This is a genomic window from Stenotrophomonas sp. GSD10 (genome assembly GCF_056172695.1).
In genome coordinates, this window is sequence record NZ_JAOCMC010000002.1 from 4,206,384 (window position 1) to 4,231,824 (window position 25,441).

Genomic DNA, 25,441 nt, shown 5'->3' on the forward strand with positions numbered 1-25,441 from the left:
ATGAACGCGCTGACCGACCGCCAGGCCTGGCTGTTCTCGATCAAGACCTACCTGGCCGCGGTGGCCGCGCTGTACATCGCCATGGCCGGCAACCTGTCGCGCCCGTACTGGGCGATGGGCACGGTGTACATCGTCAGCCAGCCGCTGCTGGGCCCGACCCGCGCCAAGGGCGTGTACCGCATCGTCGGCACGCTGGTGGCCGGGCTGGCCACCCTGCTGGTGCTGCCGGCGCTGGTGGAAACGCCGCTGCTGCTGAGCGCGGCGATGTCGGTCTGGCTGGCCGGTTGCCTGTTCATGGCGCTGCTCAACCGCGGCCCGCGCGGCTACGCGTTCCTGCTGGCCGGCTACACCACCGCCTTCATCGGCTTCCCGGCAGTGACCTCGCCGGAAACCATCTTCGACACCGTGGTCGCGCGCAGCGAGGAGATCATCCTCGGCACGGTGGTGGCGGTGCTGTTCGCCTCGCTGTTGTTCCCGGCCTCGGTGCGACCGATGCTGCGCGCACGCATCGGCAACTGGATGGAGGACGCCGCGCAGTGGTGCCGGCAGATTCTGGAACGCGGCCGCGCACATGCGCCGCGCAACCGGCTGGCCGCCGACCTGGTGCAGTTCGAGGCGCTGATCGAGTTCCTGCGCCGCGACGACCCGCGCCACGCCGGTTCGGCGGTGTCGATGGAGCGGCTGCGCGAGCGCATGCTGCTGCTGTTGCCGGTGCTGTCCTCGATTGCCGATCGCCTGAGCGCGCTGCGCAGCGATGGCCAGGCCCTGCCGGAGGGCCTGCCGGAGCTGATCGACGACATCCACGACTGGCTGGACGGCCCGACCAACGCCAGCGAGTACGCGCGGCTGCGCGCGCGCATCAGTGCGTTGAAACCGCAGGTGGACCGCGATCTTCAGCACCTGCAGCTGGCCAGCCTGCTGCTGCGCCTGGAGGAGCTGGTGGACCTGTGGCAGGACTGCCGCACCCTGCAGCATGCGATCGACCATGGCACCGCGCCGCTGGATCGCGCGCACTACCGCATCCGCACCGAGCGGGTGGCCGCCGACAAGCACGTCGACTACGGCATGGCGCTGTTCTCCGCGCTCAGCGCCGGCGTGGCGCTGATGAGCTACTGCGTGCTGTGGATCGCACTGGGCTGGGAAGGCGGTGGCAACGGCGCGATGATGGCGGCGGTAACCGCTGCGTTCTTCGCCGCGCAGGACGATCCGGCGCCAAGCATGGTGTCATTCCTGGTATGGGCGATGGTGGCCTCGGTGGTGGCCGGCGTGTATCTGTTCGGTGTGTTCCCGGCCGTGCACGATTTCGGCCTGCTGGCGTTGGTGCTGGCGGTGGTGTTCCTGCCGCTGGGGTTGATGCTGCACCACCCCAAGAGCGCGCTGTTCGCACTGCCGTTGACGGTGAACCTGGCCGCGCTGCTGAGCCTGCAGAACACCTACAGCGCCAACATCCAGACCTTCCTCAACTCGTCCATCGCAATGTTCATCGGCATTGGCTTTGCGGTGGTGATGACCCGCCTGTTCCGTTCGGTAGGTGCCGAGTGGACCGCGCGCCGGCTGGTGCGGCAGGGCTGGACCACGCTGGCCGAGGCCGCCGAAGGCCGTGGCCAGCAGGACCGGCAGCGCTTCGCCGCACGCATGCTCGACCTGCTGGGCCTGCTCGCACCGCGCCTGGCGGCGACGCCGGAAGGCAGCGACATCGCCTCGGTGGACATGCTCAACGAGGCGCGCATCGGCCTGAACATCCTGCAGCTGCGCCGTGCACGGCTGGAGCTGCCCGAGCGCAGCCGCGAAGCGGTCGAGCACATCCTGGAGGACATCGCCGCGCACTACCGGCGGCAGATTGCCGCGCGCAAGCCGATGGTGGCCGCCGAGGCGCTGCGCGAGCGGCTGGACACCTCGCTGGGCCGGGTTGGCAGCGTGGCCGCCTGCAAGGCCCGCGACGAGGCGTTGATGGGCCTGATCGGCCTGCGCTTTGCGCTGTTCCCGGAGGCGAAGGCGTTGGCGCCGGGTTGGGAAGGAGCCGCACAGGCCTAGCACGCTACCCTGTGCAGCCACAGACCCTGCGATGGGGTCAGCGCCCTCTCCTGTGGAGGGGGATCCGACCCCGGCGCTGCAACAGGAAGCTCCAATGAGTTACGACATGATGGTGTTCGAGGCCAGCGTGGCGCCGCGTGAAGCGGCGGCCTTCATCGCCTGGTTCGAGAAGCAGACGCAGTGGAACGAACGCCACGAGTACGACGACCCGGCGGTCAGCAGCCCGGCGCTGCAGGCGTGGTTCGCGGAGATGGCACGGGACTTCCCGCCGATGAACGGCCCATTGAGCAACGACGATGACGATCGTGCCGAAGTGACCGAGTACAGCATCGGCCAGCAGGTGATCTACGGTGCGTTCGCATATTCGGTGGCCGAGCGCGCGCATGGCCGCGTGCAGGACCTGGCCGAGAAGCACGGCGTGGGCTTCTTCGACGTGAGTGCCGATGAAGCGGCCATCGTCTTCCCCGATGGGTTGGTGCTGATTGCGGAATGACGCCGGGTCAGAGCCCGTTCCCGGTGGGAACGGGATCCGACCCCGATTCAGAACAACTGGCCCTGCACCGTGGGTTGCTCGATGCGTGCCGGTGCTTCGGCCACCTCTTCCGCACCCAGCCGCCAGGCCAGACCCCCAATCGGCTGGCGTGGCGCTTCAACGCGGCCTGCAGCACGTCGGCGCTGCCGGCCACATGCAGCACCTGGCGCGCGCGGGTCAGGCCGGTGTAGACCAGCTCGCGCGACAGCACGCGGCTGTCCTGGCGCGGCAGCTGCAGCCACACTTCGTCGAACTCCGAGCCTTGCGCCTTATGCACGGTCATCGCGAACGCGCTTTCGTGCGCGGGCAGTGCGGCCGGGTGGAACGCACGCGGCTGCTCGACGGTCTCGCCGGGGAACCAGGCCACCATCGCGCCGCTGCCATCGCGCAGGCAGATGCCGATATCGCCGTTGAACAGGCGGTGCCGGTAGCTGTTCTCGGTGACCAGCAGCAGGCGGCCCTGGAAGTAGCCCGGGGTATTGCCAGCCAGCAGTTGTTCAATACGGCTGTTGAGGCCACGTGCACCCTGCGGTCCTTCGCGCAGTGCAGTCAGCACGCGCAGGCGGCCGGCCTGCTGCAGGGCAAGCGCCGGATCGGCCGCCTCGGCCAGCGCGCGCCAATGGCCGAGCAGATGCTCGCGCTGGCCGCGCAATGGATCGGCCTCACCTTCGTGGAAGTGCACGCCCGCCAGCGACCCTCCACGCAGCAGCTGCAATGCCGTGCTGCTGTCGCCTTCGCGCACGGCATGCGCCAGCGGCGCCAGGTCCAGCGCATCACTTTGCCGGTAACCACGTTGCAGCTGCACGCGGCGGCCGGCGAAGGCGCGTGGTGCGGCCTGGGGTTGCAGCGTGGCCGGTGCCAGCAGGCCATGCAGCGCCTGCGCGTCGTCGGCGCGGGTGCCGATGCCATCGCCGCTGGCGCGCAGGATCGCGCTGAGCACATCACCGGCCTCGACCGACGGCAGCTGGTCGGGATCGCCAAGCAGGATCAGGCGAGTACCGCTGGCGATCGCATCGACCAGCTTGGCCATCATCGGCAGGTCGATCATCGACGCTTCGTCGACCACCACCACATCCACCGGCAGCGGATTGTCGGCGTGGTGGCGGAAGCGCGGCGAGTCCGGAATCACGCCGAGCAGGCGATGCAGGGTGGTGCCGGTGCTGGGCAATGCCGCGCACAGCGCCGGGTCCACACCGTCCTCCTGCAGGCGCTGCACAGCCAGCCGCAGGCTCTCGGCCATGCGTTCGGCGGCGCGCCCGGTGGGTGCGGCCAAGGCCACCTCGGGCAGCGGCTGGCCGGCCTGCCGGGCCTGCGCAGCCAACAGCAGCAGCAGGCGCGCGATGGTGGTGGTCTTGCCGGTGCCAGGACCGCCGGTGACCAGCGCCAGTGGATGACGCAGGGTCACGCCGGCGGCACGCGCCTGGTGATCTTCGCTGCCCAATGCCTGCGGGAACAGCTGCGCGAACAGCGGTGCCAGTGCGCTCATGTTCGGTACCGGCAGCGGATGGCGGCCGATGCGCTGCAGGCCGGAGGCCAGCTGGCGTTCGTACTCGCGGTAGCGGCGCAGGTACAGCAGGCCGTTCTCCAGCACCAGCGGTACGTCCTCGGCGATGGCCTCGGCCTGCTCCGGTGTGGCCACCCACGGCGATGCTCGCAGCTGGGCAAGCCAGTCCTGCGCATCCGGCCAGTCCGGCACACCTTCCAGCAGGCGCTGCGGCTGCGCCGGATCGAAGCCGGCGTGGCCCTGCGCTACCGCCAGCGAGGCCAGTGCCGCCGCCAGCGCCACGCTCTCAGGCGTGTCCTCGCGCAGCCGTTGCAGGCTGGTCGCCAGTGCATGGTCAAGAGTGCGCAGCAGACCCTTCTGGTGCAGTTCCTTCAACAGGCTCATGCGCTGGCTCCCCGCGCACGCGCCGCCAGTTCGGCCTGGGCCTGCTCGCCACCGGCGAACAGCGCGTCCAGTGCATCCACCAGTGCCAGCGGGAAGCGGTCCACATGCATGCCGTTGCCAGTGCCATCCAGTCCGCGGCAGAACAGGTAGCGGATGCCACCCATGTCGCGCTCGTAGTCGTAGGCTGCGCCCAGGCGGAAGCGCAGCCAGCGATGCAGGGCCACGGTGTAGATCAGCGCCTGCAGGTCGTATTCGCTGTGGCGCATGGCGATGGCCAGCAGGTCCGGGCTGTAGCCGGGCAGGCGGTTGGACTTGTAGTCGAGCACGTACCAGCGGCCATCACGCACATAGGTGAGGTCGATCATGCCGGTCATCAGTCCTTCCAGGCGGCGGCGGTGGCCGAAGCCACGCCGCGCGCTGGAAACACCATGTGCGTGCAGCACCTGCAGCAACGCCGGCACGGTGGTGGCCTCGATGGCGAAGTGGAAGTCGATTTCGGCGCGGCGCTCGCCTTCGCCGAGGCTGTGCAGTGCGCCGCCCTCGGGCAGCGGCACGGTCAGCGTGTGGCCCACCAACGGCACCAGCACCGCCACGCCATCGTCCAGATCGGCGTCGGCATAGCCTTCGTCGTGCAGCGCCCTGCGCAGCACCTCGGCCTGCCCTTCGGGCGCGTCCAGGCCCGGTTGCCAATCCGCCCAGGCGGCGAAGTCGACGTTCTCCATCGCCTCATGCAGCACGTTGCCGAAGCGGCTGCCCATGAAACGCGGGTCGAGCGGTGTGCTGTCTTCGGCGGCTGCGGCCGGCTCCGGCAATGCCGGTTCCAGCGGCAGTTCCGGGCCGGCCGGTTCGTCGGCCGCCGGTGCTGGCAGTTCGGTGGCGGCCGCTTCGATATCGTCGCCGGCGCCAGCATCGGCGTGCGCCAGCTGGGTGAAGCTGTACACCCACCAGTCGTGCGGCACGCGCCGGCTCAGCGCGCGCACGGCCGGTAGGTCACCTTCCACCTCGGCGGCCAGCGGCGGCAGGACGGCGGGCACTTCACTGTCATCGACACTTACATCGGCCTGCGCACGCAGCACCTGCAGGTCGCCCAGCAGGGGGCCAGGCGCGTCTTTCCCAGCCCGGCCAGCTCGCCCACGGCGATCCACAGCGCGTGCTCGGCACGGGTCAGGCCGACGTACAGCAGGCGCGCATCCTCGGCGCGCTGCTCGCGTTCGCGCTGGGCACTGGCCGCTTCCCAGGCCTCGTCCCTGTCCAGCTTCCAGTGCAGCTGGCGCTGGCCGTCCACATGCACCGTGCAGTGCGCCGCCGTGTTGGGGGCGCCGCCGTCGATGCCGACGAAGGGCAGGAACACCAGCGGGTACTCCAGGCCCTTGCTCTTGTGCAGGGTGATGATCTGCACCCGGCGCGCGTCCGACTCCAGGCGCAGCAGCTGCTGTTCGTCATCCTGGTCGGCGCTGGCCATCTGGCCCTGCAGCCAATCCAGCAGGCCGTGCATGCCCAGCGCCTGCGCCGAGGCCTCCTGCAGCAGTTCGCCCAGCTGCAGGTAGTTGGTCAGGCGACGTTCGCCGTCGATCAGCGCCAGCAGGCGTTCGCCCTGTTCGGCACACACATCGGCGATCACCGCAAACGGTCCGCCGCGCTGCCAGCGCTCGCGCCACTGCAGCAGCTGCGCCTGGAATTGGCGTTGCAGATCGCCTTCGCGCTCCATTGCGGCGATCGCACTGGCGCGCTGGCCGAGCAGTACCGTGGCCAGCGCTGCGCGCAGGCGGCCTTCGTCAGCCGGTTGCAGCAGTGCCAGCAGCAGCGCACGGAGATCACGCGCTTCAGGCGTGGCGAACAGGCTCTGCTTGCCGGCCGCCACCGCCGGAATGCCGGCCGCGGCCAGCGCGCGCTGCACCAGGGTAGCCTCGCGGTGCGAACGCACCAGCACGGCGATGTCACCCGGCTGCACCGGTCGCCCGCGCAGCACGGCCCTGCCGGCGCGCGCGTCGACCAGGGTCTGGTGGATGGCGGCGACGCAGGCCCGGGTGGCCGCCTCGCGCGAGGCGTCGGCGCTCATTGCCTTGTCGCCGCCGCTGCGCAGCACTCGCAGGGTCAAGCCGGGGGCGCAGAGGCCGTCGCGCAGGTAATCATCATCGCCGCGCACGCCGCCAGGGCGTACCGGTTCGAACTGGATGTCGCGTTCGAGGAAGGCGTCCTCGCCGCCGTTGTCATACAGCGCCTGCAACGCGCGCAGCACGGCCGGGCGCGAACGGAAGTTCTGGTCCAGCACCGGCGCCTGCTGCGCCGCCTGCTTGGCCTTCAGGTAGGTGTGGATATCACCGCCGCGGAAGCCATAGATGGCCTGCTTCGGGTCACCGATCAGGAACAGCGCCGGCGCCAGGCCCAGCTCGCGCACCTCCGGCGAATCGCCGAACACGGTGTGGAAGATGCCCCATTGGCGGTCGTCGGTATCCTGGAACTCATCGACCAGCGCGATGCGGTACTGCGCGCGCAGCTGCCGGACCAGTGCCAGCCGCTGCGGGCCTTCCAGGGCCAACGCCACGCCATCGATCAGGTCATCGTAGGTCTGCACCCGGCGCGTGCGCTTCAGTGCCTGCAGGCGCTGCGTGGCTTCTTCGCGCAGGCGGTGCAGGAAGTTCAGCGCAGTGCCGCGCAACCAGGCATCGCGTTCGGCCAGCAACGCGACATAGCGCGCCAACGGCGCCTGCAGCGGCGACGACGGCGTGCGCTCGGTGAATTTCTTGTTGGTCTTGGCGGCCAGCGCGTCCGGCAGCAGTGCCGGCAGGCGTTCGCTGGCCAGCAGCTCGCTCGCATCGCCACGCTCGGCCCAGGCCAGCAGCTGCCGGCCCAGCGGGTGCAGCCAGCCCAGCTTGTAGGACACGCCGTTGATCCACTTGTTGTCGACCGCATCGCAGAGGTCGATGAAGAACTGCTCGCCATGCTCGCGCACGCGTGCGGACAACTCTATTGCAGCAGCCTGCAGGGCGGCATGCGGATCGGCCAGCGCCACCGGCTGCGGCAACGGGTGCAAAGGCGGCGCAGCCAGCAGCGCGCGCAGATCGGCGGCCAGCGCGTCCGGGGTGGACCACAGCCAGGTCAGCGGCTCCAGCGTGACCGGATCATTGGCATGCACACGCCACAGGTCCGCCGCCAGTTCCTCCAGCAGCTCGCGGTCACTGGCCAGCAGTTCCGGCGGGTCGAAGGTGTGGCCGCTCTCCAGCGCATGCTCGCGCAGCACGCGGGTGCAGAAACCATGGATGGTGAAGATCGAGGCGAGGTCGATCTCGTCGGCGGCCAACTGCAGGCGGCGCTTCAATGCCGGCGCGCTTTCGCCGCCCCCTGCAGATGACGCTGCAGCGCCTCGCGAGTGAGGCGCACATCCGGCGCTTCGCCCGCGGCCGGCTCCAGATCGACCAGCCGCGCCGCCAGCGCCAGGCGCTCGCGGATGCGCTTGCGCAGTTCCTGGGTGGCGGCATCGGTGAAGGTCACCGCCAGGATCTGGCCGATGCGCAGGCCCTGCTCCACCACCAGGCGGGTGAACAGCGTGGCCAGGGTGAAGGTCTTGCCGGTACCGGCGCTGGCCTCGATCAGGCGGATGCCATCCAGCGGCAGCGCCAGGTAGGGATCACCGCCGGAGCGGTCGATGCCGTCGTCCACGATGACGTTGTTCATTCGCTGCCCTCCTGGCGTGCATCCGTACCAAGAGTGCGGCCTTCGCGTACCGCACTGAAGACCACCTGGCTGTTGCGCAGCAGATCGGCATAGCTGGCATCGGTGGCGAACGGATCGGCACCGCGCAGCAGCAGCTGCCAGGCGTCGCTGCTGGATTCACCCCAGCTGCGATCGCTGCCATGCCATTGCTTCCAGCCTTCGCTGCGCTGTTTCTCGCCCGCGGTGCTGTACAGCACCCAGCCGGTATAGGGCGCAAAGCGCAGCGGTTCGCGCAGGCCGCGCTGGCGCAGCTGCAGCAACGCACCCAACGCCGCGCGTGCTGCCGACACGCTCAGCGCCGGCTGCACATGCGGGCCCGGCCCGGCATCGCCGCCGTCGTGGAACTGCACCAGTGGCAAGGCATCACCGGCGGCATTGGCCAACAGCCAATCCAGGCCCTGGCGGATCACCGCATTGCCGTTGAGGGTGCCGGCGCGCAGGCGCACCAGGCCCTCGGGATGGCGGTCGGCGATCCGGCCGTGCAGGCGCACGCCATCGATGTTCACCTCATAACGGCGGCTTTCCAGCGCTTGGCCCTGCATCCAGCCCAGCAGGGCGCTGGCATACGGGCGGGTCTTCAGCTGCTCCACCTCGAACTGGCGCTCGCCCAACGCACCGGAGGGCAGCAGGCCGCGCGCGCGCAGCCGCGGGTACAACGGCTCGCTGTCACCATTGAGCGTGGCCCGCACCACCGCCGCCTGCACGCTGCGCTTTTCCGGGCCGCGCGAAGACAGCACCAGCGGCTCCAGGTCATCCACCTCTTCAACCTCATCGGCCAGGCGCAGGCCGAGCGACTGCGCCAGGAACTGCCCGGCCGGGTCGCACAGGAAACGGCGCAGGCTATCGAGCGCAACCTCGTCTTCCACCGCGTCCTCCGGCGGTGGCGGCAGCGCCGCATCGAACCACGGCGGCAGGCCACCGCGCTGGCCGCTCAACCGGCCCGCCGCCGGATGCCATTGGCGGCGGTAGCTGAAACGGCGCGGATCGCCATCGCCGAACGCCGCCGGTGAGAACGGCTGCAGCGCATGGCGCACGGTGAAACCACCCACCGCCTCCGCCGGATCGAGGTGATATGCGGCGGCGGCATCGATCAGCTCGCTGACCAGCACCGACGGTTCGCGCACGCTGCCATCGCGCGGATCGGCGCCCAGGTAGCTGAGATAGAACACCTCCTGCGCGGCGGCGAACAGCTGCAGGAACAGGAAGCGATCATCCTCGCGGGTGGAGCGGTCGCCCGGACGGCGGCGCGGTGTATCCAGCTCGGCGGTGAGCTGGTTGAGGCCCGCGGCCGGATCGCGGCGCGGGAAATCGCCATCATTCAGGCCCAGCACGCAGATCACCCGGAACGGCAGCAGGCGCATCGGCACCATGCGGCCAAAGCTGATGCCACCGGTCAACAGCGGCGCACGCGTATCGGCCTCGCCCAGTGCACCGGCAAAGTGTGCGCGCACCACCTCCGGTGGCACGCCCTCGTCGAAACCGGCCTTGGCAGCGTCTTCGGCAAACTGGTTGAGCAGCCTGCGCAGGCGCTCCAGCGCACGCTGGCTGTTGGGCGAGCTGGGCGCGACCGGCAGCAGCGCATCGAGCAGCGACAGCAGGCGCTGCCGCCACTGCGTCGGGGTCAGCAGCTCGCCGAGGCGACGCTGATAGATCGCCAGCACGCGCAGCAGCCGCAGCAGCCGGTCCAGCGCCTCCAGCGCGCCGCCTTCCAGCTCGATCCACGGTGCCACCCCGGCCAGGTCGGCCTCGCTGCCGGTGGCGTGGCCCAGCAGCAAGCGGTCCAGTGCGAACTGCCAGGTGTAGGCATCGTCGGCCGGCGCCTGGTGCTGGTGGCGGTGCCGGGCATCCAGGCCCCAGCGCGCGCCGGCCTGCTGCAGCCAGCCGTGCAGGCGATCGAAGTCCACCGCTTCCAGCCCGGCCGCTTCGGCCAATGGCGCGCTGGCCAGCAGGTCCAGCACTTCGTTCAGGCCGAAGCGCGAGACCGGCAGGCCCAGCAGGTGCACGAACACATCGGCCAGCGGCTCGCCGGCCAGCGGGCTGCTGTCGGCCAGCGCATAGGGAATGTGCTCGTCCTCGCCGGCGCGACCACCGAACACCGCTTCCAGGTAGGGCACGTACGGGTCGATATCCGGCGCCAGCACCGCGATCTCACGCGCCTGCAGCGGCGGGTCGAAGCGGGCGTCCTGCAGCAGGCTGCGCAGCTGGTCATGCAGTACCTGCAGCTCGCGCAGGCGGGTATGGCAGGCGTGCACCTGCAGGCTGGGGTCGTCGCTGCGCAATCCGTCGCGCAACTCGCCCGAAGGCAGCGCGCGGCGATGGAACAGGTCACGCTGCAGGCGGTGCAACAGGCTGTCGGACAGGCCGCCGTCGTCCAGGCTCGGCCGGGTGTCGTCTTCCGGATCGGAATAGGCGGCGATCTCGCCGGCCGGGTGTACCACCTCGTAGCTGCCCAGCACGGCCATGAAGTCGCGCCCTGCCGCGCCCCAGGCTTCCAGCAGACGGTTCTCGCCGGCGGCCTCGCCGAAGGGGTCTGGCGCGCCGCTGCGCAGGCGCTCGGCCAGCGTCTGCAGGTCGCCCCAGTACGACTGCACCGGGGTGGGCATGTAGAAGTGGAGTTCGCCCACCCGCGCCTGGGTCGCCATCACCCGCAGCACGTCGGGTGAGATGTTGAGCGTTGCGAACGCGGACATGCGCAGCGGCAAGCCCTGTGGCAACGGCTGGCCGGCGCCCTCGAAGCGGTCCAGGTAGGCCTGGATGCGGCGCGCGCGGTAGTCGTGGCCACCGGCGATGGTGCGCCAGAGGATCGCCTGCGGGTCGGCCGGGTCGGCGCCGGCCTCCCAGCGCAGCAGCCAGTCGCGGCGCCAGGCCTGGTACTTCTCGAATACCGAGGCCAGCTCCCCGGCCAGCGCCCAGGGCTTGAGTGCATCGTCGCCGGCAAGGTAGCTCTGCAGTGCGCGCATCGGCGGTTGCGCCAACAGGGACGGATCACGCAGTGCCTGGTACAGCTTCCAGTGCAGGCCGGCGGCATCCAGATCGTCGTGTTCGCCCGGCACATTGGCGTTGAGTGCACGCGCCACGAACTCACCGGGCGTGAGGAACTCAAGATTGGCGGCCACGCCGTACTCGGCGGCCAGTGTCGCCTGCAGCCAGCGCCGCATCGCCACCTGCGGAATCAGCACCACTTCCGGGGCGAGCAGCGGCTGGCCCGGAACCGGCGCACGCACGTTGCGCGCCAGCAGCGCGGCCAGCACGTCCAGGGAGTTGGAATGGTAGAGGCGGAAGTCGCTGCCCGGGTCACTCATCGTGCACAGTGTGCAGCACCGCAAGCCGTATTCAATGGCCGATGCCGTCACCGGTACGGATTGTTCCGGCGCCCCCGCCGATTGTCCCGGGCCGGGCGAGCCCTTGTCGTGCAACAATACTGGACCGTCCAGTCTGCTTTTGTTCAGCCGACTGACCCGATCCTTCGATGTCTAAAAAACGTTAATGGTGCCCATGTCGGCTTCCGCCTCCAGTCTGGTGCAGTTGTCCAACGTCCGCATCGACCGGAGCGGGCGCACGATCCTGCGCGACGTCTCGCTGCAGGTGCCCACGGGCAGCATCACCGCCGTGCTCGGCCCGTCCGGCAGCGGCAAGTCGACCCTGCTGGCGGCACTGACCGGCGAGCTGCGCCCGGTCGCCGGTGAGGTCACGCTGTTCGGCAAGCCCATCCCGCACGACAGCGGTGCACTGCTGGAGATGCGCAAGAGCGTGGGCGTGCTGCTGCAGGGCAACGGCCTGCTGACCGACCTTACCGTGGCTGAGAACGTCGAGCTGCCGCTGCGCACGCATACACGCCTGCCCAGGGCCGTGCTGCGCCGGCTGGTGGAGATGAAGCTGCATGCGGTGGGCCTGCTGGCCGCCGCCGATGCCTGGCCGCGTGAGCTGTCCGGCGGCATGGCGCGCCGCGTGGCGCTGGCCCGTGCGCTGGCGCTGGACCCGCCGCTGATGATCTACGACGAGCCGCTGACCGGGCTGGACCCGATCGCCTCCGGGGTGATCATGAGCCTGATCCAGCGCCTCAACCACAGCCTGGGCCTGACCAGCATCATCGTCAGCCACCACGTGCACGAGACCCTGCCGATCTGCGACCAGGTGATCGCGATCGCCAATGGCGGCATCGTCTTCCAGGGCACGCCCGAGGCGCTGCAGTCCAGCCAGGACCCGCTGCTGCGGCAGTTCCTGCATGGCCAGCCCGATGGCCCCATTCCGTTCGATGCCGCGCCGCGCGCGAGGGTTGCCTGATGCCATTCGTGCAAGCCACCCGTTCGCTGGGCCGCGCCGGCCTGTTCTCGCTGACCGTGCTGCGCGGTTCATTGCCCACGCGCGACTTCCTGGCCGAGCTGACCCGCGAGATCTACAAGATCGGCGCGCGCTCGCTGCCGATCATCGCCGTCGGCGGTGCCTTCGTCGGCCTGGTACTGACCCTGCAGGGCTATCGCACGCTGACCACCTTCGGTGCGGCCGACGCGCTGTCGACCCTGCTCGGCCTGTCGCTGTACCGCGAGCTGGCGCCGGTGCTGACCGCGCTGTTGTTCATCGGCCGCGCCGGCAGCTCGATCGCCGCCGAACTGGGCCTGATGCGCGCCACCGACCAGATCAAGGCGCTGGAGCTGATGGCGATCGACCCGGTGGCCAAGGCCGTGGCGCCGCGTTTCTGGGCGGCCGTGCTGACCGTGCCACTGCTGACCGGCGTCTTCTGTTCGCTGGCAATCAGTGCCAGCTACTTCGAAGCGGTGCACGTGCTGGGCCTGGACAATGGTGTGTTCTGGTCGGCGCTGCGCAACAGCGTGGACTTCTGGGATGACTTCGGCGTGGCGATGCTGAAGTCGGCGATCTTCGGCGGCACCGCCGCGCTGGTTGCCGCCTACGTTGGTTTCCACGCCGAGCCGACCATCGAGGGCACCTCGGTGGCGACCACCCGGGCGGTGGTCAACGCCTCGCTGCTGGTGCTGATGTTCAACTTCGTGCTGTCGGCAATGTTGTTCACCTAACCCCTCCACCGGCGGTGCGCAGGCGCGCGCGGCCACCACGACTCGATCAGGTAATCCACATGGCCATCCGCGGTCCCAGACTCGAATTCTCCGTCGGCGCTTTCCTGCTGCTGGCCCTGGCCTCGCTGATGGTGCTGGCCGTGGCCTCGACCAACCAGCGCTGGAGCTGGGGCAGCGACGGCTATGAGCTGAAGGCACGCTTTTCCCAGGTCGGCCAACTGCGCAAGCAGGCGCCGGTCAAGATCGGCGGCGTCACCGTCGGCCAGGTCGCCGCGATCGACCTGGACCCGGTGAAGTTCGAATCCATCGTGACCCTGCGCATGGACAGCAAGGTCAAGGACCTGCCGGCGGACACCTCGGCCGGCATCTTCACCAGTGGTTTGCTCGGCGAGAGCTATATCGGTCTGCAGCCGGGCGGTGATCCGGAGGTGCTCAAGGCCGGCGACGAGATCGTCTTCACCCAGCCGGCGGTGGACCTGATCCAGCTGGTCGGCAAGTACATGTTCAGTGGCGGCGCCGGTGGCGGCGCTGCTCAGAAGCCCAACGATGGCGCGCAGGCGCCTGCAACGGAACCGCAACCATGAAGATGAAACTGATCCCGGCCCTGCTCGCCTCGGCGCTGCTGGTGGCCACCCCGTTCCTCGCCCAGGCACAGGCCGCCGCCCCCGCCGCAGCCGCAACCCAGGGCCAGGCCGGCAAGGTGGTGATCGACGCCAGCAGCCGCATCCTGGCCACCCTGCAGCAGCGCAAGAGCGAGTTCACCAGCAACCCGGCCAGCCTGCGCAGCTACATCGACAGCGAACTGACCCGCACCTTCGACCGCGACTACGCCGCGCGCCTGGTGCTGGGCCCGCACGCCCGCGGCGCTTCGGACGCGGACATCAAGCTGTTTGCCGATGCCATGGCCGACAGCCTGATGCAGCGCTACGGCTCGACCCTGCTCAACATCCAGGGCAAGCCCAGCTTCCGCCTGAAAGGTGAGAGCCCGCTGCCGGGCAACCGCGGCGTGCGCGTGAGCACCGAGCTGGTGCGCGCCGGCAACGAGCCGACCCCGGTCGAATACTGGATGCGCAACGTGAATGGCCAGTGGAAGATCTTCGACGTCAATATCGAAGGCATTTCCTACGTGCAGACCTTCCGCAACCAGTTCGACACCCCGCTGCGCCAGAAGGGCATCAAGCAGGTGGCCAGCGACCTGCGCAGCGGCAGCATGCAGGCCGGGCCCACGGGCAATGGCAAGTAACGCACTGGCGCTGCTGGAGGGCGACACCCTGCGCCTGCGCGGTCTGCTTGACCGTGCCGCGGTGATCGCGCTGTGGCCGCAGCTGCAGGCGCTGCCGGCCAAGCTGGCACGGCTGGAGCTGGGCGAGGTCGAGCGCGTGGACAGCGCCGGCCTGGCCCTGCTCGCCGAGCTTTCGGCGCGCGCACGCAAGGCCGGTCACCCGCTGGCGATTTCCGGCGTACCGGCGGGCTTCAACGAGCTGAGCGCAGCCTACCGGCTGTCGCCCGACCTGGATTTCACTGCAACTTCTGCTGCGAGCTGACATGAACGTCGTACGCGCTTTTCCCTGATCGTCCTGGCCACCGCGCTGACCGCCTGTGCCGGCAAGCCCGCACGCAGCGATGCACCGGCCGCCAGCACCGTCGTTCCGGCCAGCTCGACCGCCGAGGCCCCGGCCACCGCCGATACCGGCATGGCCGAGGCGGCACCGGTGACGCCGGTGGCCGCTCCGCCGGCTGCCGCTACGGCCTCGCCGGCGCCACCTGTTGCCGGTGCCGATACCGATGCGGCCAGGACCGCAGCGGCCACCGCACCGGGCGGTGATGACGATTTCGATGCCCTGTACGGTGGCACCAACAACACCGGCAGCGCGGCCGCCTATGACCCGTGGGAACCGTTCAACCGCAAGGTGCACAAGTTCAACAACGCGGTCGACCGTGGCATCGCCCGTCCGCTGGCCACCGCCTACACCCACGTGGTGCCACGCTTCGCGCGTACCGGCGTGAGCAACTTCTTCAGCAACCTGCGCGCACCGGTGACCATCACCAACCAGCTGCTGCAGGGCCGTGGCGCCGATGCATGGGACAGCCTCGGCCGCTTCCTGATGAACAGCACGCTGGGCATCGGCGGCCTGTTCGATCCGGCCAGCAAGGCGATGGTGCCGCGTCGCAACGAAGACTTCGGCCAGACCCTGGGCGCCTGGGGCTGGCGTCGTTCGCGTTACGTGGAACTGCCGTTCTTCGGCCCGCGGACCGTGCGCGATGTGTTCGGCCTGGCCGGTGACATCCCGTTGTCGCCGATGCGCCGCGTCGAAGAAGACAAGCTGCGCATCGGCCTGCAGGGCCTGCAGCTGGTCGATACGCGCGCACAGCTGCTGGCGATCGACGATCTGCGCGACACTGCCGTGGACGAGTACTCGCTGGTGCGCGATGCGTGGATGCAGCGCCGCAACTACCAGATCGAGAACGATCTGCGCAGCAAGCGCGACCGCGGCCACGACGATGCCAACTCGCCGATCCCGGTTGATGCGATGCCGATGCCGCAGTGGACCCATTGAGGTCACTCGTCGGCGCATGAAAAACCCCGCCTCGGCGGGGTTTTTCTTTGGCGGTAGGTGCCAACCTTGGTTGGCACGCTGTGATCAGGCCGCCAGCGCGGCCTCGATGGCTTCGCGCAGGCGCGCGTCATCGGCGGCCACGTCCGGGGCGAAGCGGGCAATGACCTTGCCATCGCGACCGACCAGGAACTTCTCGAAGTTCCACAGCACCGCCGGCGCGGCGTGGATCGGAATCTCCTTGCTGGCCAGGCGCTCGCGCAGCGGGCCTTCACCGATCGACTGCGGCTGCGCGGCGGTCAGCTGCTGGTAGAGCGGGTGGGTGTCTTCGCCGGCCACGCTGATCTTGGAGAACATCGGGAAGGTGACATCGTAGGTGAGCTGGCAGAACTGCTGGATCTCCGCCTCGCTGCCCGGTTCCTGGCCCAGGAAGTTGTTGGCGGGGAAGCCCAGCACTTCCAGGCCCTGCGCGTGCTTTTCCGCATACAGCGCCTGCAGGCCTTCGTACTGCGGGGTCAGGCCGCACTTGGAGGCGACGTTGACCAGCAGCAGGACCTTGCCCTGGTAATCGGCAAGCGTGGACGGCTGGCCGTCGATGGTGGTGAGGGAAATGTCCTGGATCGGGGTGCTCACGCGGGGGCTCCGGCTACGGCGGGGAATGGCCCACCAGCATAGCGCCGTGCGCTGCCCGTAGCGTCGAGCTTGCTCGACGGGATTCACGCGCGGTCGCGATCGTTGTTGTGGTTGCCGGCCAGCGGCCGGCACTACCGTCAATCGATGCCGGCCGCTGGCCGGCAATCCCATCAATCCACGCAGATCGTGCCCTGCGCTTTGCCTTCATCAATGCGCTGGCGGCAGCCGAAGTTCTGGCGGGCATCGCGCTGGCAGGTGCCGGTGGTGGCGCTACCGGCGGCCACTTCGCCGGTGGCCAGGCACTGGCCCGTGCAATCGCTCTTGCGGCTGCAGGCCTTGCCGGCGTCGGCATAGGGAATCACGCACTGCAGCCGCTGCAGGCGGCCGAGCCGTTGCAGCGTGCCGCCGGCGGCCTGGCAGTCGACATCGCGTGCCTCCTGGTAGGCCTCGGCGGCCTGCGGGCTGTCGGCTGCGTCCGCAGCGGGCGCAGCCGGTGGCGCACTGCTGCAGGCGGCGAGCACGGCGGACAGGAGCAGGCAGATACAGAGGCGAGAACGCATGGCGGCACCCGAACGCGGCGGACAGGTCGCCAGCATACGCATGGACGATGCAGGCGGCGTGTCAGCGTGGCTCAGGCTTCTTCACCGTCGCCATTGTCGTCGGCCGACAGCGCATCGGGCAGCAGCTGCCGGCTCTGCTCGACCGGCAGCGATTCGACATCGCGCAGCTTGCGGGCGATCGCGCGGGTGCGCACGCCGGTCTGGTCGATCTGCTTGCTGGCCTGATCGAGCTTGGCCTTCACATTGTCGAGCACGTCGCCGAACTTGCCGAACTCGGTCTTCACCGCACCCAGCAGGCTCCACACTTCGCTGGACCGCTTCTCGATGGCCAGGGTGCGGAAACCCATCTGCAGGCTGTTGAGCAGTGCGGTGATGGTGGTCGGCCCGGCGACCACCACGCGATGGTCGCGCTGCAGCAGGTCCACCAGGCCGGGGCGGCGGATCACCTCGGCATACAGCCCTTCGGTCGGCAGGAACATCACCGCGAAATCGGTGGTGTGCGGCGGCACGATGTACTTCTCGCAGATGGACTTGGCCTGCACCTTCACCGCGCGCTCCAGCTGCGCGCCCTGCACGCGCACCAGTTCTGCGTCGCCCTGCTCCTGCGCGTCCAGAAGGCGCTCATAGTCTTCGCGCGGGAACTTGGAGTCGATCGGCAGCCACACCGGCGTGTCGTCGCTGCTGCGCCCCGGCAGGCGCACGGCGATGTCGACCATTTCCCCGCTGTCCGGGCGTACCTTCACCGCGCGCGCGTACTGCTCCTGGATCAGGGTCTGCTCGAGGATGTTCTCCAGCTGCACTTCACCCCAGCTGCCGCGCGTCTTGACGTTGGTCAGCACGCGCTTGAGGTCGCCCACGCCGGTGGCCAGCTGCTGCATCTCGCCGAGGCCGCGCTGGACCTGCTCCAGGCGCTCGGAGACCAGCTTGAAGGACTGGCCCAGACGGGTTTCCAGGGTGGACTGCAGCTTCTCGTCCACGGTCACGCGCATCTGTTCCAGCTTCTGTGCGTTGTCGCTCTGCAGCGCGCGCAGCTGCTCTTCCAGCGTCGTGCGCATCTCGGCGATACGCTGCTCGTTGCGCTGGGTCAGCTCCTGCAGCCGCTGGCCCAGGTTCTCGGTCAGGCGCTGCTGCGACTGCGCGCCCTCCTCGCGGCCCTTGCGTGCATCGTCCACCTGGGTCTGGCGCAGGGCACCGAGCTGGCTGTCGGTGCGCGTGGTCAGTTCCTGCAGCTGCTGGCCGAAGGCATGGATGCGCGCCTCCTGCTGCTGGCCAAAGGTATCCAGCTGGCCACGCAGTTCCTGCAGGCGCTGGCCCATCAATGCAGCGCCGCGCTGCTGGCTTTCTGCGGACTCGGCGCGCGCCTTGCGGGCGTCCTCGCCCAGGGCCTCGCGCAGCAGGTCCAGCCGCTGGTCGGTACGCGTGGACAGATCGGTCAGCGCGCGGGCGAAGGTGTCCAGCTGTTCGCGCAGTTCGCTGCGCCCGGCCCGCGCCTCCTCGCGCACCGCCTGTTCCAGGCGGTCGTGGGGCGGGCGCCGCAGCAGGGCGACCAGCTGCAGGATGAGCACGGCCAATAGAAGGCCGCCGATGAGCAGGGATTCGGTTTGCATGGGGCAAGTGTAGGCTGGCACCGTCTCAAACGCTGCGCCGGGCCATGCTGGAACTGTACGGAAAGCCGACCTCGATCAACGTGCGCAAGGTGCTGTGGCTATGCGCCGGGCTGGATCAACCGGTGCAGCACGAACCGGCACCGCCAGCGGACCTGCTGGCCGCGCTCAACCCGAACCGGCAGGTGCCGGTGCTGCGCGACGGAGGCTTCGTGCTGTGGGAGTCCAACAGCATCTGCCGCTACCTGGCCGCCCGCGCCGGCCGCGACGACCTGCTGCCGGTTGCGCTGCAGGCGCGTGCGCAGGTGGAGCAGTGGATGGATTGGCAGGCCAGCGACCTCAACAGTGCCTGGCGCCAGGTGTTCATGGCCCGGGTACGGCAACACCCGGACTACCCGGATGATGCCCGCGCCGAGGCCAGCTGGGCGCAGTGGAGCCGGCTGATGGGCGTGCTCGACGCGCAGCTGGCCGATGGCCGGGCCCATGTCGCCGGCCGTGCGTTCACCCTGGCCGACCTCGTGCTGGGCCTGTCGACCCAGCGCTGGCGCAGCACACCCGGCGACAGGCCTGCACTGTCGAACGTGGAGGCCTGGTTCGAGCGCCTGCGCCAGCAGCCCGGCTTCGCCGAACACGTCGACAACGGCGTGGCCTGAGGCAGGGGCCCCGCCCGCGGTGGGTAGGTGTCGCCCTTGGTCGACACGGTAGATCCACGCCAGGCATGGATGAAGCGCTGTAGAGCCGAGCCCATGCTCGGCTGACGCCCATACGCGGCCAGCAGCCGAGCGCGGGCTCGGCTCTACAGAAGGCACTTCGCGTTACCAGCCTTCCAGCACGATCTTGCCCTTGGCGCGGTGGCTCTCCAGCAGCGCATGGGCGCGCCGCAGGTTGGCCGCGTCGATGCGGCCGAAGTGCTCGCCGAGGGTGGTCTGCAGCACACCGGCGTCGATCAGCTCGGCCACCCGGTTCAACAGCTCGTGCTGGCGCTGCATGTCCGCCGTCCTGTACAGCGGGCGGGTGAACATCGACTCCCAGTGCAGCGACAGCGCCTTGCGCTTGAGCGCCATCACATCCACCTGGCCCGGATCATCGATCAGACCGAACTGGCCCTGCGGCGCCAGCAGCTCGACAATCTGCGTGTAGTGCTGGTCCGAATGGGTCAGGCTGGCCACGTGCTGCACCTCGCTGATGCCCAGCCGTGCCAGGCCCTCGGCCAGCGGCAGGCTGTGGTCGATGACGTGGTGGGCGCCCATCGCGTACACCCAGTCCTGGGTATCCGGACGCGAGGCGGTGCCGATCACGGTCAACTTCGTCAGCCTCCGCGCCAGCTGCACCAGGATCGAGCCGACACCACCGGCCGCACCGATCACCAGCAGGGTCTGGCCCTCGCCACCGCCTTCGGGAATGCGCAGGCGGTCGAACAGCAGCTCCCAGGCGGTGATCGCGGTCAGCGGCAACGCCGCGGCGGCGGCATCGTCGAGGCTGGCCGGCTTGCGGCCGACGCTGCGCTCGTCCACCAGCTGGTACTCGGCATTGCTGCCCGGGCGGTCGATCACACCGGCGTAGTAGACCGCGTCGCCGGGCTGGAACAGGGTCACCTCGCTGCCGACCGCGTCGACGATGCCGACCGCATCCCAGCCCAGCACGCGCGGGCCATCGGTGGCCACGCCGCGGCGCACCTTGGTGTCGACCGGATTGACCGCCACCGCGCGCACCGCCACGCGCAGGTCGCGCGGGCCGGGCTGCGGCAGTTCCAGTTCGATGTCGATCAGGGCCTGGGCATCTTCGATCGGCAGGCCGGCGTGGGTATAGGCAATGGCGCGCATGGTGGCGGTCCAGTGGGGAAGGAGGCGACAGGTTGCGCCGCGCACGGCCCTTCAGAAAGGCGCAGAATCGGGCAGCACTTTCACTCCAGCAATGAAGATGATCCGCTTCGACGACCTGCAGTTGTTCGTCCGCACCGCTGCGCTGGGCAGCTTCTCGCAGGCCGCGCGCGAAGCCGATCTGCTGCCCGGGCAGGTCGCGGCCGCGGTGGCGCGGCTGGAGCGCGAGCTGGACCTGCGCCTGTTCGTGCGCACCACCCGCAGCCTGCGCCTGACCGGCGAGGGCGCGCTGTACCTGCCCTATGCGCAGGAGGTGCTGGCCACCCTGCGCGAAGGCCAGGCCCGGGTGCAGGGCGAGGACGCCGAGCTGCATGGCACCCTGCAGCTGTCGGCGCCCTCGGACTTCGGCCGCAACCTGCTGCTGCCGTGGCTGACCGCGTTCCGCGCCGCGCATCCACGGCTGCGCCTGCACCTGCGCCTGTCCGATGAAGTGGCCGACGTGTTCCGCGACCTGGTGGACGTGGCGATCCGCATCGGCCACTTCGATGACGCCAGCTATGTCGCCCTGCCGCTGCTGGAGGGCAACCGCCGTGTGCTGGCCGCCTCGCCCGATTACCTGCAGCGGCGTGGCATGCCTGCGCGGCTGGATGACCTGCGCGAGCATGATTGCCTGGTCTACCAGCTCAGCGGCCGCGCCTACGATCGCTGGTCGTTCGACGTCGACGGGCGCCGCGTGGTGGTGCCGGTGCGTGGCCCGCTGGTCTGCGACGACGCCGATGTGGTGCGGCGCTGGGCGGTGGCCGGCGAAGGCATCACCTACAAATCCTGGCTGGACCTGCGCGAAGACGTGCTGGCCGGCCGCCTGCAGCTGCTGCTCGATGGCGTTGGCAGCCACATTCCGCTGCAGCTGGTGTGCCCGCACCGCAAGCAGTTCTCGCCGGCGGTGCGGCAACTGCACGCGCAGCTGCGCCAGCACCTGCAACCGCTGCTGTCTGGCATGCCCGATGGACGCGCCGGCCCCCTGTCGCCCGTCCCGGTGCTGGCCGACAATGACGGCCCCCGTAAGAGAGATCACCGCCATGCCGTGGATGGGCATCCAGGACCTGTGGACGTTTCTGGTCGCCGTGCTGGTGTTTCTCGCCCTGCCCGGCCCCGGCACGTTCACCCTGCTGACCGCCACCGGCCGTGGCGGCGTGCGTGGCGGCTACACCGCGCTGGCCGGCCTGCTGGTCGGCGACCAGATCCTGATGTGGCTGGCCCTGGCCGGCGTGGCGGCACTGCTGAAGGCCAATCCGCTGGTGTTCCATGCCGTGCAGTACCTGGGCGCGGCCTACCTGGTCTGGGTCGGCATCAGCCTGCTGCGGACCCCGAAGCACGAGGGCGGTGACGCCGGTCCCATCCGCATGCAGCCCGGCCGCTATTTCCAGCAGGCGATCCTGGTCAGCCTGCTCAACCCCAAGGCGATCCTGTTCTACATGGCGTTCCTGCCGTTGTTCATCGATCCCAAGGCACACCAGGGCATCGCCACCTTCGGCGCGCTGGCCGGCATCATCCTGGTGGTCAGCATCGCGTACTGCTCGATGCTGATCGGGGTGGGCAACCTGGCCCGCCGCCGGTTGATCCAGCATCCACGCATCAGCGATGCGCTGCGCCGCGTGGCCGGCCTGTTCCTGGTCGGCTTCGGCATCCGCCTGGGGTTGAACGGGTGAAGGCCTGGCCGGCCGTGGTCTGCGCGTTGCTGTTGACGGCTGGTACTGCGGCGGCCGCCACCATGCAGGACCATCGCTGCCTGAGCGGCGGTCGCGAGGACCGCATCCATCTGGAATGGCGCTGGCTGGATGACGGCGGCGCCGACGTGCGCTACGCCGGCCAGCATGAGCGCCTGACGCTGCGCCGGGTTTCGATGGAGACCACGGTGCTGGCCGAAGATCGCCCCTACCAGTTCGACAGCGTGTGGGAAGAGCGCATCGACGGGCGCCTCAACGGCCGCTACCGGTTGAGCACCCAGGGCGCGCTGGTGCTGGAGTTGAGCTACGAACGCGCCCGCGACGGTCGCACCACCGCCTTCCACGCTGCCCCCGAGGCCTGGCAGGAACACGGCTGCCACTGGCCAAGCGCCCGATAGCGCGCCACCGGGCCGACGGCCCTTTATGCCGATTCCGGCAGACTGCTCGCGGTACAGCGCGCGACGGGTCGGGCATGACCCCCGTCAGTGGCAATGCTGCGCTGCGTTCGGTCACACTCGGGGACTTGTCGTTCTCAGTCACCCCTTCCGAGGCCTGCATGTCCCTGCTCCGGCGCAAGTCCCTAGATTCCGTCACCGTCCATGAAGCCGGCAGGCGCCTGGTTCCCACGCTCAGCTGGCCGCACCTGATCGCACTGGGCATCGGTGCCATCGTCGGTACCGGCATCTACACGCTGATCGGCGTCGGTGCCAACCTGGCCGGCCCGGCGGTGCTGATCTCCTTTGCCATCGCCGGCGCGGTCTGCGCCTGCGCGGCGCTGTCCTACGCCGAGCTGTCAACGATGATGCCGGCTGCCGGCAGTGCCTATACCTACAGCTACAGCGCGCTGGGCGAGGTGTTCGCCTGGGTGGTGGGCTGGAGCCTGATCCTGGAGTACTCGCTGGTGGTGAGTACGGTGGCCGTGGGCTGGTCGGGCTACTTCGTCGGCTTCCTCGAATGGGTGCACACCCAGTTCGGCTGGAACGTGCACCTGCCGGCCTGGCTTGCAGCCGGCCCGCACGTGGAAGGCGGCATGATCAACCTGCCCGCGATCGTCATCACCTGGCTGGTGGCCGGCATGCTGATGGCTGGCACCAAGGAAAGCGCCACGCTCAACGCCATCCTGGTGGTGTTCAAGCTGATCGCGCTGGCGATCTTCGTGGCCGTGGCCCTGCCCGCGTTCGACAGCGCCAACCTGCAGCCGTTCATGCCCTATGGCTTCGCCAAGTCGATCGGCCCTGATGGCGTCGAGCACGGCGTGATGGCGGCGGCGGCGATCATCTTCTTCGCCTTCTACGGCTTCGATGCGATTTCGACCGCCGCCGAGGAAACCAAGAACCCGGGCCGCGACCTGTCGATCGGCATCATCGGTTCGATGATCGGCTGCACCATCGTCTACGTGCTGGTGGCGCTGGCCGCTGTGGGTGCGATGAGCTACGCCGTGTTCGGCCACAGCGCCGAGCCGCTGGCCCTGATCATGCGCCAGCTGGGCCATCCGACCGCGGCGATGGTGATCGGCGTGATCGCGATCATCGCGCTGCCGACGGTGCTGCTGGCCTTCCTGTACGGCCAGAGCCGCATCTTCTTCGTGATGAGCCGCGACGGCCTGCTGCCGCGTGGCCTGTCCAAGGTCAACGCACGCACCGGCACGCCGGTGGCGACCACGCTGTTCACCGCAGTGGTGGTGTCGGCGCTGGCCGGTGTGGCGCGCCTGGACGAAATCGCCGCGCTGGCCAACGCCGGTACCCTGGCCGCGTTCACCGCGGTGGGCATCTGCCTGGTGGTGCTGCGCCTGCGCGAGCCGAACCGCGAGCGTACCTTCCGCACGCCGCTGGCCTTCGTGGTCGGCCCGCTGGCCGCGCTGGGCTGCATCTACCTGTTCATCAGCCTGCCGCACAGCACCCAGCTGTACTTCCTGCTGTGGAACGTGGTCGGCCTGGTGCTGTACTTCCTGTACAGCCGCCGCCACGCGCTGATCGCAAAATAACCGGTAGTGCCGGCCGCTGGCCGGCAACCGGATGCCGGCCAGCGGCCGGCACTATCGCAGGGCGGTCAGCCGCCCTGCGTTGCCGCGTAGTCCTGCGCCTGGCGCATCACCCGCAGCAGGTTGCCGCCCCAGATGCCGGCAATCTGCTGCTCGGTGTAGCCCTTGCGCAGCAGCCAGGCGGTGATCTTCGGCAGCTGGCTGACATCAGGCAGATCGCTCAGGCCACCGCCGCCGTCCCAGTCCAGGCCGATGCCCACGTGTTCGGGGCCGACCACCTTGAGGATGTGCTCGAAGTGGGCGAAGAAGTCGTCCAGGCTGGCGTGGCGCACCGGGTGCTCGTGGTCCAGCGCCTGCTCGGCCTTGAGCAGCGCGACACCCTGCTCGATGCCCATCCCTTCCCAGCCGCCCAACTGCTTGCTCAGCGCTTCCTCGGCCTGCTTGCGCTCGGGCGTCTTGGCGGTGTCGATCAAGTAACCGCCGTAGGCATTGACCTGGATCACGCCACCGGCCTTGGCCAGCTTGCGCAGGCGCGTGTCATCGAGGTTGCGCGGGTGGTCGTAGACCGCCTTGGCCGAGCTGTGCGAGAGCACGAACGGCACCGGCATCATCGCCAGCAGGTCATCGAACACCGCGTCCGAGGCATGTGACTGATCGATCACGATGCCCAGCTTCACCGCCTGCCGGACCAGCTCCTTGCCGGCCGGGCTCAGGCCTTTCCATTCCGCACCCTTGGGGTCGGTGGCCGAATCGGCGAACTCGTTGTTGGCGAAGTGCACGGTGCTGAGCAGGCGCAGGCCGGCGCGGTGGTAGAACGAGAGCAGGCTCGGGTCGGCCACCAGCGGGCTGGCGTTTTCCATGCTGATGTAGACCACGCGCTTGCCGGCCGCCTTGATCCGCGCCGCGTCATCGGCGTTCAACGCCAGCGCGAAACGCTCGGGATTGGCCGCCAGCATTTCGCGGATCTGCATCAACCGCTGCAGGCCGTGGTCACGTTCGGCCAGATGTGCAGCGGCGCTGCGGTCGCCCTGGTCGGTGTAGATCGCCCAGAAGCCGCCGTCCAGCGCGCCTTCGACCATGCGCGGGTAATCCACCTGCGACAGCGCGTTGCGGTCGTGGCGCTGTTCGATGTCAAAGCCGCTGCGGCCGAAATTGGCCGGCGTATCCAGATGGCTGTCGAGGGTGACCAGGCGCTGCTGCAGTGTCTTGGCTCGCGCCAGTTCCTGCGCGCTGAACTCGATGGCATGGGCCGACAGCGGCGCGCACAGCGCCAGGGCAAGCACGACGGACAGACGGCGCAACGAAGGCATGGGCTCTTACCGGCTTTGGGAAGAGCCCGACCATAGCGCTGCAGCACTCG

At 69.2% G+C, this 25,441-nt stretch carries 18 protein-coding genes and 3 pseudogenes; 13 read left to right on the top strand and 8 right to left on the bottom strand.

Features of this window, described 5'->3' with window-relative positions:
- Both N4G47_RS19590 and N4G47_RS19595 read left to right on the top strand, forming a co-directional pair.
- Entirely contained in the window at positions 1-2,034 is a 2,034-nt protein-coding gene (locus tag N4G47_RS19590; protein ID WP_475289692.1) for an FUSC family protein, read from the top strand.
- Between the two features lie 94 nt (positions 2,035-2,128).
- Positions 2,129-2,527, top strand: coding sequence for a hypothetical protein (locus tag N4G47_RS19595; RefSeq protein WP_475289693.1), 399 nt, complete (start codon positions 2,129-2,131; stop codon positions 2,525-2,527).
- A 47-nt stretch (positions 2,528-2,574) separates the two neighbouring features.
- Here N4G47_RS19595 and recD read toward each other — a convergent pair.
- The 3 genes and pseudogenes from recD to recC all read right to left on the bottom strand — a co-directional run bounded on the left by recD (position 2,575) and on the right by recC (position 11,470).
- A pseudogene (gene recD, locus N4G47_RS19600) lies at positions 2,575-4,454 on the bottom strand (exodeoxyribonuclease V subunit alpha).
- A pseudogene (gene recB, locus N4G47_RS19605) lies at positions 4,451-8,129 on the bottom strand (exodeoxyribonuclease V subunit beta). The pseudogenes recD and recB overlap by 4 nt, the downstream one beginning before the upstream one ends.
- Complete coding sequence (recC, locus tag N4G47_RS19610) at positions 8,126-11,470, bottom strand: exodeoxyribonuclease V subunit gamma (protein ID WP_475289694.1); 3,345 nt, start codon at positions 11,468-11,470, stop codon at positions 8,126-8,128. Before recC ends, recB begins: the two are co-directional and overlap by 4 nt.
- Before the next feature lie 193 nt (positions 11,471-11,663).
- On the opposite strand from recC, the gene N4G47_RS19615 reads away from it, so the two are divergent.
- From N4G47_RS19615 to N4G47_RS19640, 6 genes are all read left to right on the top strand, one after another.
- Positions 11,664-12,452 (top strand): ABC transporter ATP-binding protein, encoded by a 789-nt coding sequence (locus N4G47_RS19615; RefSeq protein WP_107231556.1) that lies wholly within the window; start codon positions 11,664-11,666, stop codon positions 12,450-12,452.
- On the top strand, positions 12,452-13,201 hold the full coding sequence (locus N4G47_RS19620) for an MlaE family lipid ABC transporter permease subunit (protein WP_107231290.1): 750 nt from the start codon (positions 12,452-12,454) through the stop codon (positions 13,199-13,201). Before N4G47_RS19615 ends, N4G47_RS19620 begins: the two co-directional genes overlap by 1 nt.
- A 59-nt stretch (positions 13,202-13,260) precedes the next feature.
- A complete protein-coding gene (gene mlaD / locus N4G47_RS19625) occupies positions 13,261-13,785 on the top strand; it encodes an outer membrane lipid asymmetry maintenance protein MlaD (RefSeq protein WP_057495957.1) in 525 nt (174 codons plus the stop codon).
- A complete protein-coding gene (locus N4G47_RS19630; RefSeq protein WP_249842399.1) occupies positions 13,782-14,444 on the top strand; it encodes an MlaC/ttg2D family ABC transporter substrate-binding protein in 663 nt (220 codons plus the stop codon). The genes mlaD and N4G47_RS19630 overlap by 4 nt, the downstream gene beginning before the upstream one ends.
- Entirely contained in the window at positions 14,434-14,745 is a 312-nt protein-coding gene (locus tag N4G47_RS19635; RefSeq protein ID WP_107231292.1) for an STAS domain-containing protein, read from the top strand. The genes N4G47_RS19630 and N4G47_RS19635 overlap by 11 nt, the downstream gene beginning before the upstream one ends.
- A gap of 150 nt (positions 14,746-14,895) precedes the next feature.
- Positions 14,896-15,759 carry an MlaA family lipoprotein gene (locus tag N4G47_RS19640; protein ID WP_475289695.1) on the top strand — a complete coding sequence of 288 codons (864 nt, stop codon included), beginning with the start codon at positions 14,896-14,898 and terminating at the stop codon, positions 15,757-15,759.
- A gap of 84 nt (positions 15,760-15,843) precedes the next feature.
- On the opposite strand, the gene N4G47_RS19645 is transcribed toward N4G47_RS19640, so the two are convergent.
- The 3 genes from N4G47_RS19645 to N4G47_RS19655 form a co-directional block, all read right to left on the bottom strand.
- Positions 15,844-16,389 (bottom strand): glutathione peroxidase, encoded by a 546-nt coding sequence (locus tag N4G47_RS19645; protein WP_107231294.1) that lies wholly within the window; start codon positions 16,387-16,389, stop codon positions 15,844-15,846.
- Positions 16,390-16,559: 170 nt separating this feature from the next.
- Entirely contained in the window at positions 16,560-16,949 is a 390-nt protein-coding gene (locus N4G47_RS19650; RefSeq protein WP_475289696.1) for a hypothetical protein, read from the bottom strand.
- 71 nt (positions 16,950-17,020) lie between these two features.
- Positions 17,021-18,556 (bottom strand): DNA recombination protein RmuC, encoded by a 1,536-nt coding sequence (locus N4G47_RS19655; RefSeq protein ID WP_475289697.1) that lies wholly within the window; start codon positions 18,554-18,556, stop codon positions 17,021-17,023.
- A gap of 44 nt (positions 18,557-18,600) precedes the next feature.
- Between N4G47_RS19655 and N4G47_RS19660 the strand changes: the two genes are divergently transcribed.
- A complete protein-coding gene (locus tag N4G47_RS19660) occupies positions 18,601-19,206 on the top strand; it encodes a glutathione S-transferase family protein (protein WP_475289698.1) in 606 nt (201 codons plus the stop codon).
- Between the two features lie 162 nt (positions 19,207-19,368).
- Here N4G47_RS19660 and N4G47_RS19665 read toward each other — a convergent pair whose 3' ends face one another.
- Positions 19,369-20,376, bottom strand: a complete 1,008-nt coding sequence (locus N4G47_RS19665) for a zinc-binding alcohol dehydrogenase family protein (RefSeq protein WP_475289699.1) — start codon at positions 20,374-20,376, stop codon at positions 19,369-19,371.
- 91 nt (positions 20,377-20,467) lie between these two features.
- Here N4G47_RS19665 and N4G47_RS19670 point away from each other — a divergent pair.
- The 4 genes and pseudogenes from N4G47_RS19670 to N4G47_RS19685 form a co-directional block, all read left to right on the top strand.
- Positions 20,468-21,433: pseudogene (locus tag N4G47_RS19670) on the top strand (LysR family transcriptional regulator); the annotation flags it as partial.
- A 19-nt stretch (positions 21,434-21,452) separates the two neighbouring features.
- Entirely contained in the window at positions 21,453-22,082 is a 630-nt protein-coding gene (leuE, locus tag N4G47_RS19675) for a leucine efflux protein LeuE (protein WP_107231299.1), read from the top strand.
- The gene (locus N4G47_RS19680; protein ID WP_475289700.1) at positions 22,079-22,498 is read left to right on the top strand and encodes a hypothetical protein; all 420 of its coding nucleotides are present in this window, start codon (positions 22,079-22,081) and stop codon (positions 22,496-22,498) included. Before leuE ends, N4G47_RS19680 begins: the two co-directional genes overlap by 4 nt.
- 158 nt (positions 22,499-22,656) lie before the next feature.
- On the top strand, positions 22,657-24,084 hold the full coding sequence (locus tag N4G47_RS19685; protein WP_475289701.1) for an amino acid permease: 1,428 nt from the start codon (positions 22,657-22,659) through the stop codon (positions 24,082-24,084).
- Between the two features lie 65 nt (positions 24,085-24,149).
- Here the strand turns inward: N4G47_RS19685 and N4G47_RS19690 are convergent, their stop codons facing one another.
- Positions 24,150-25,391 (bottom strand): dipeptidase, encoded by a 1,242-nt coding sequence (locus N4G47_RS19690; protein WP_475289702.1) that lies wholly within the window; start codon positions 25,389-25,391, stop codon positions 24,150-24,152.
- Positions 25,392-25,441: the final 50 nt, after the last annotated feature.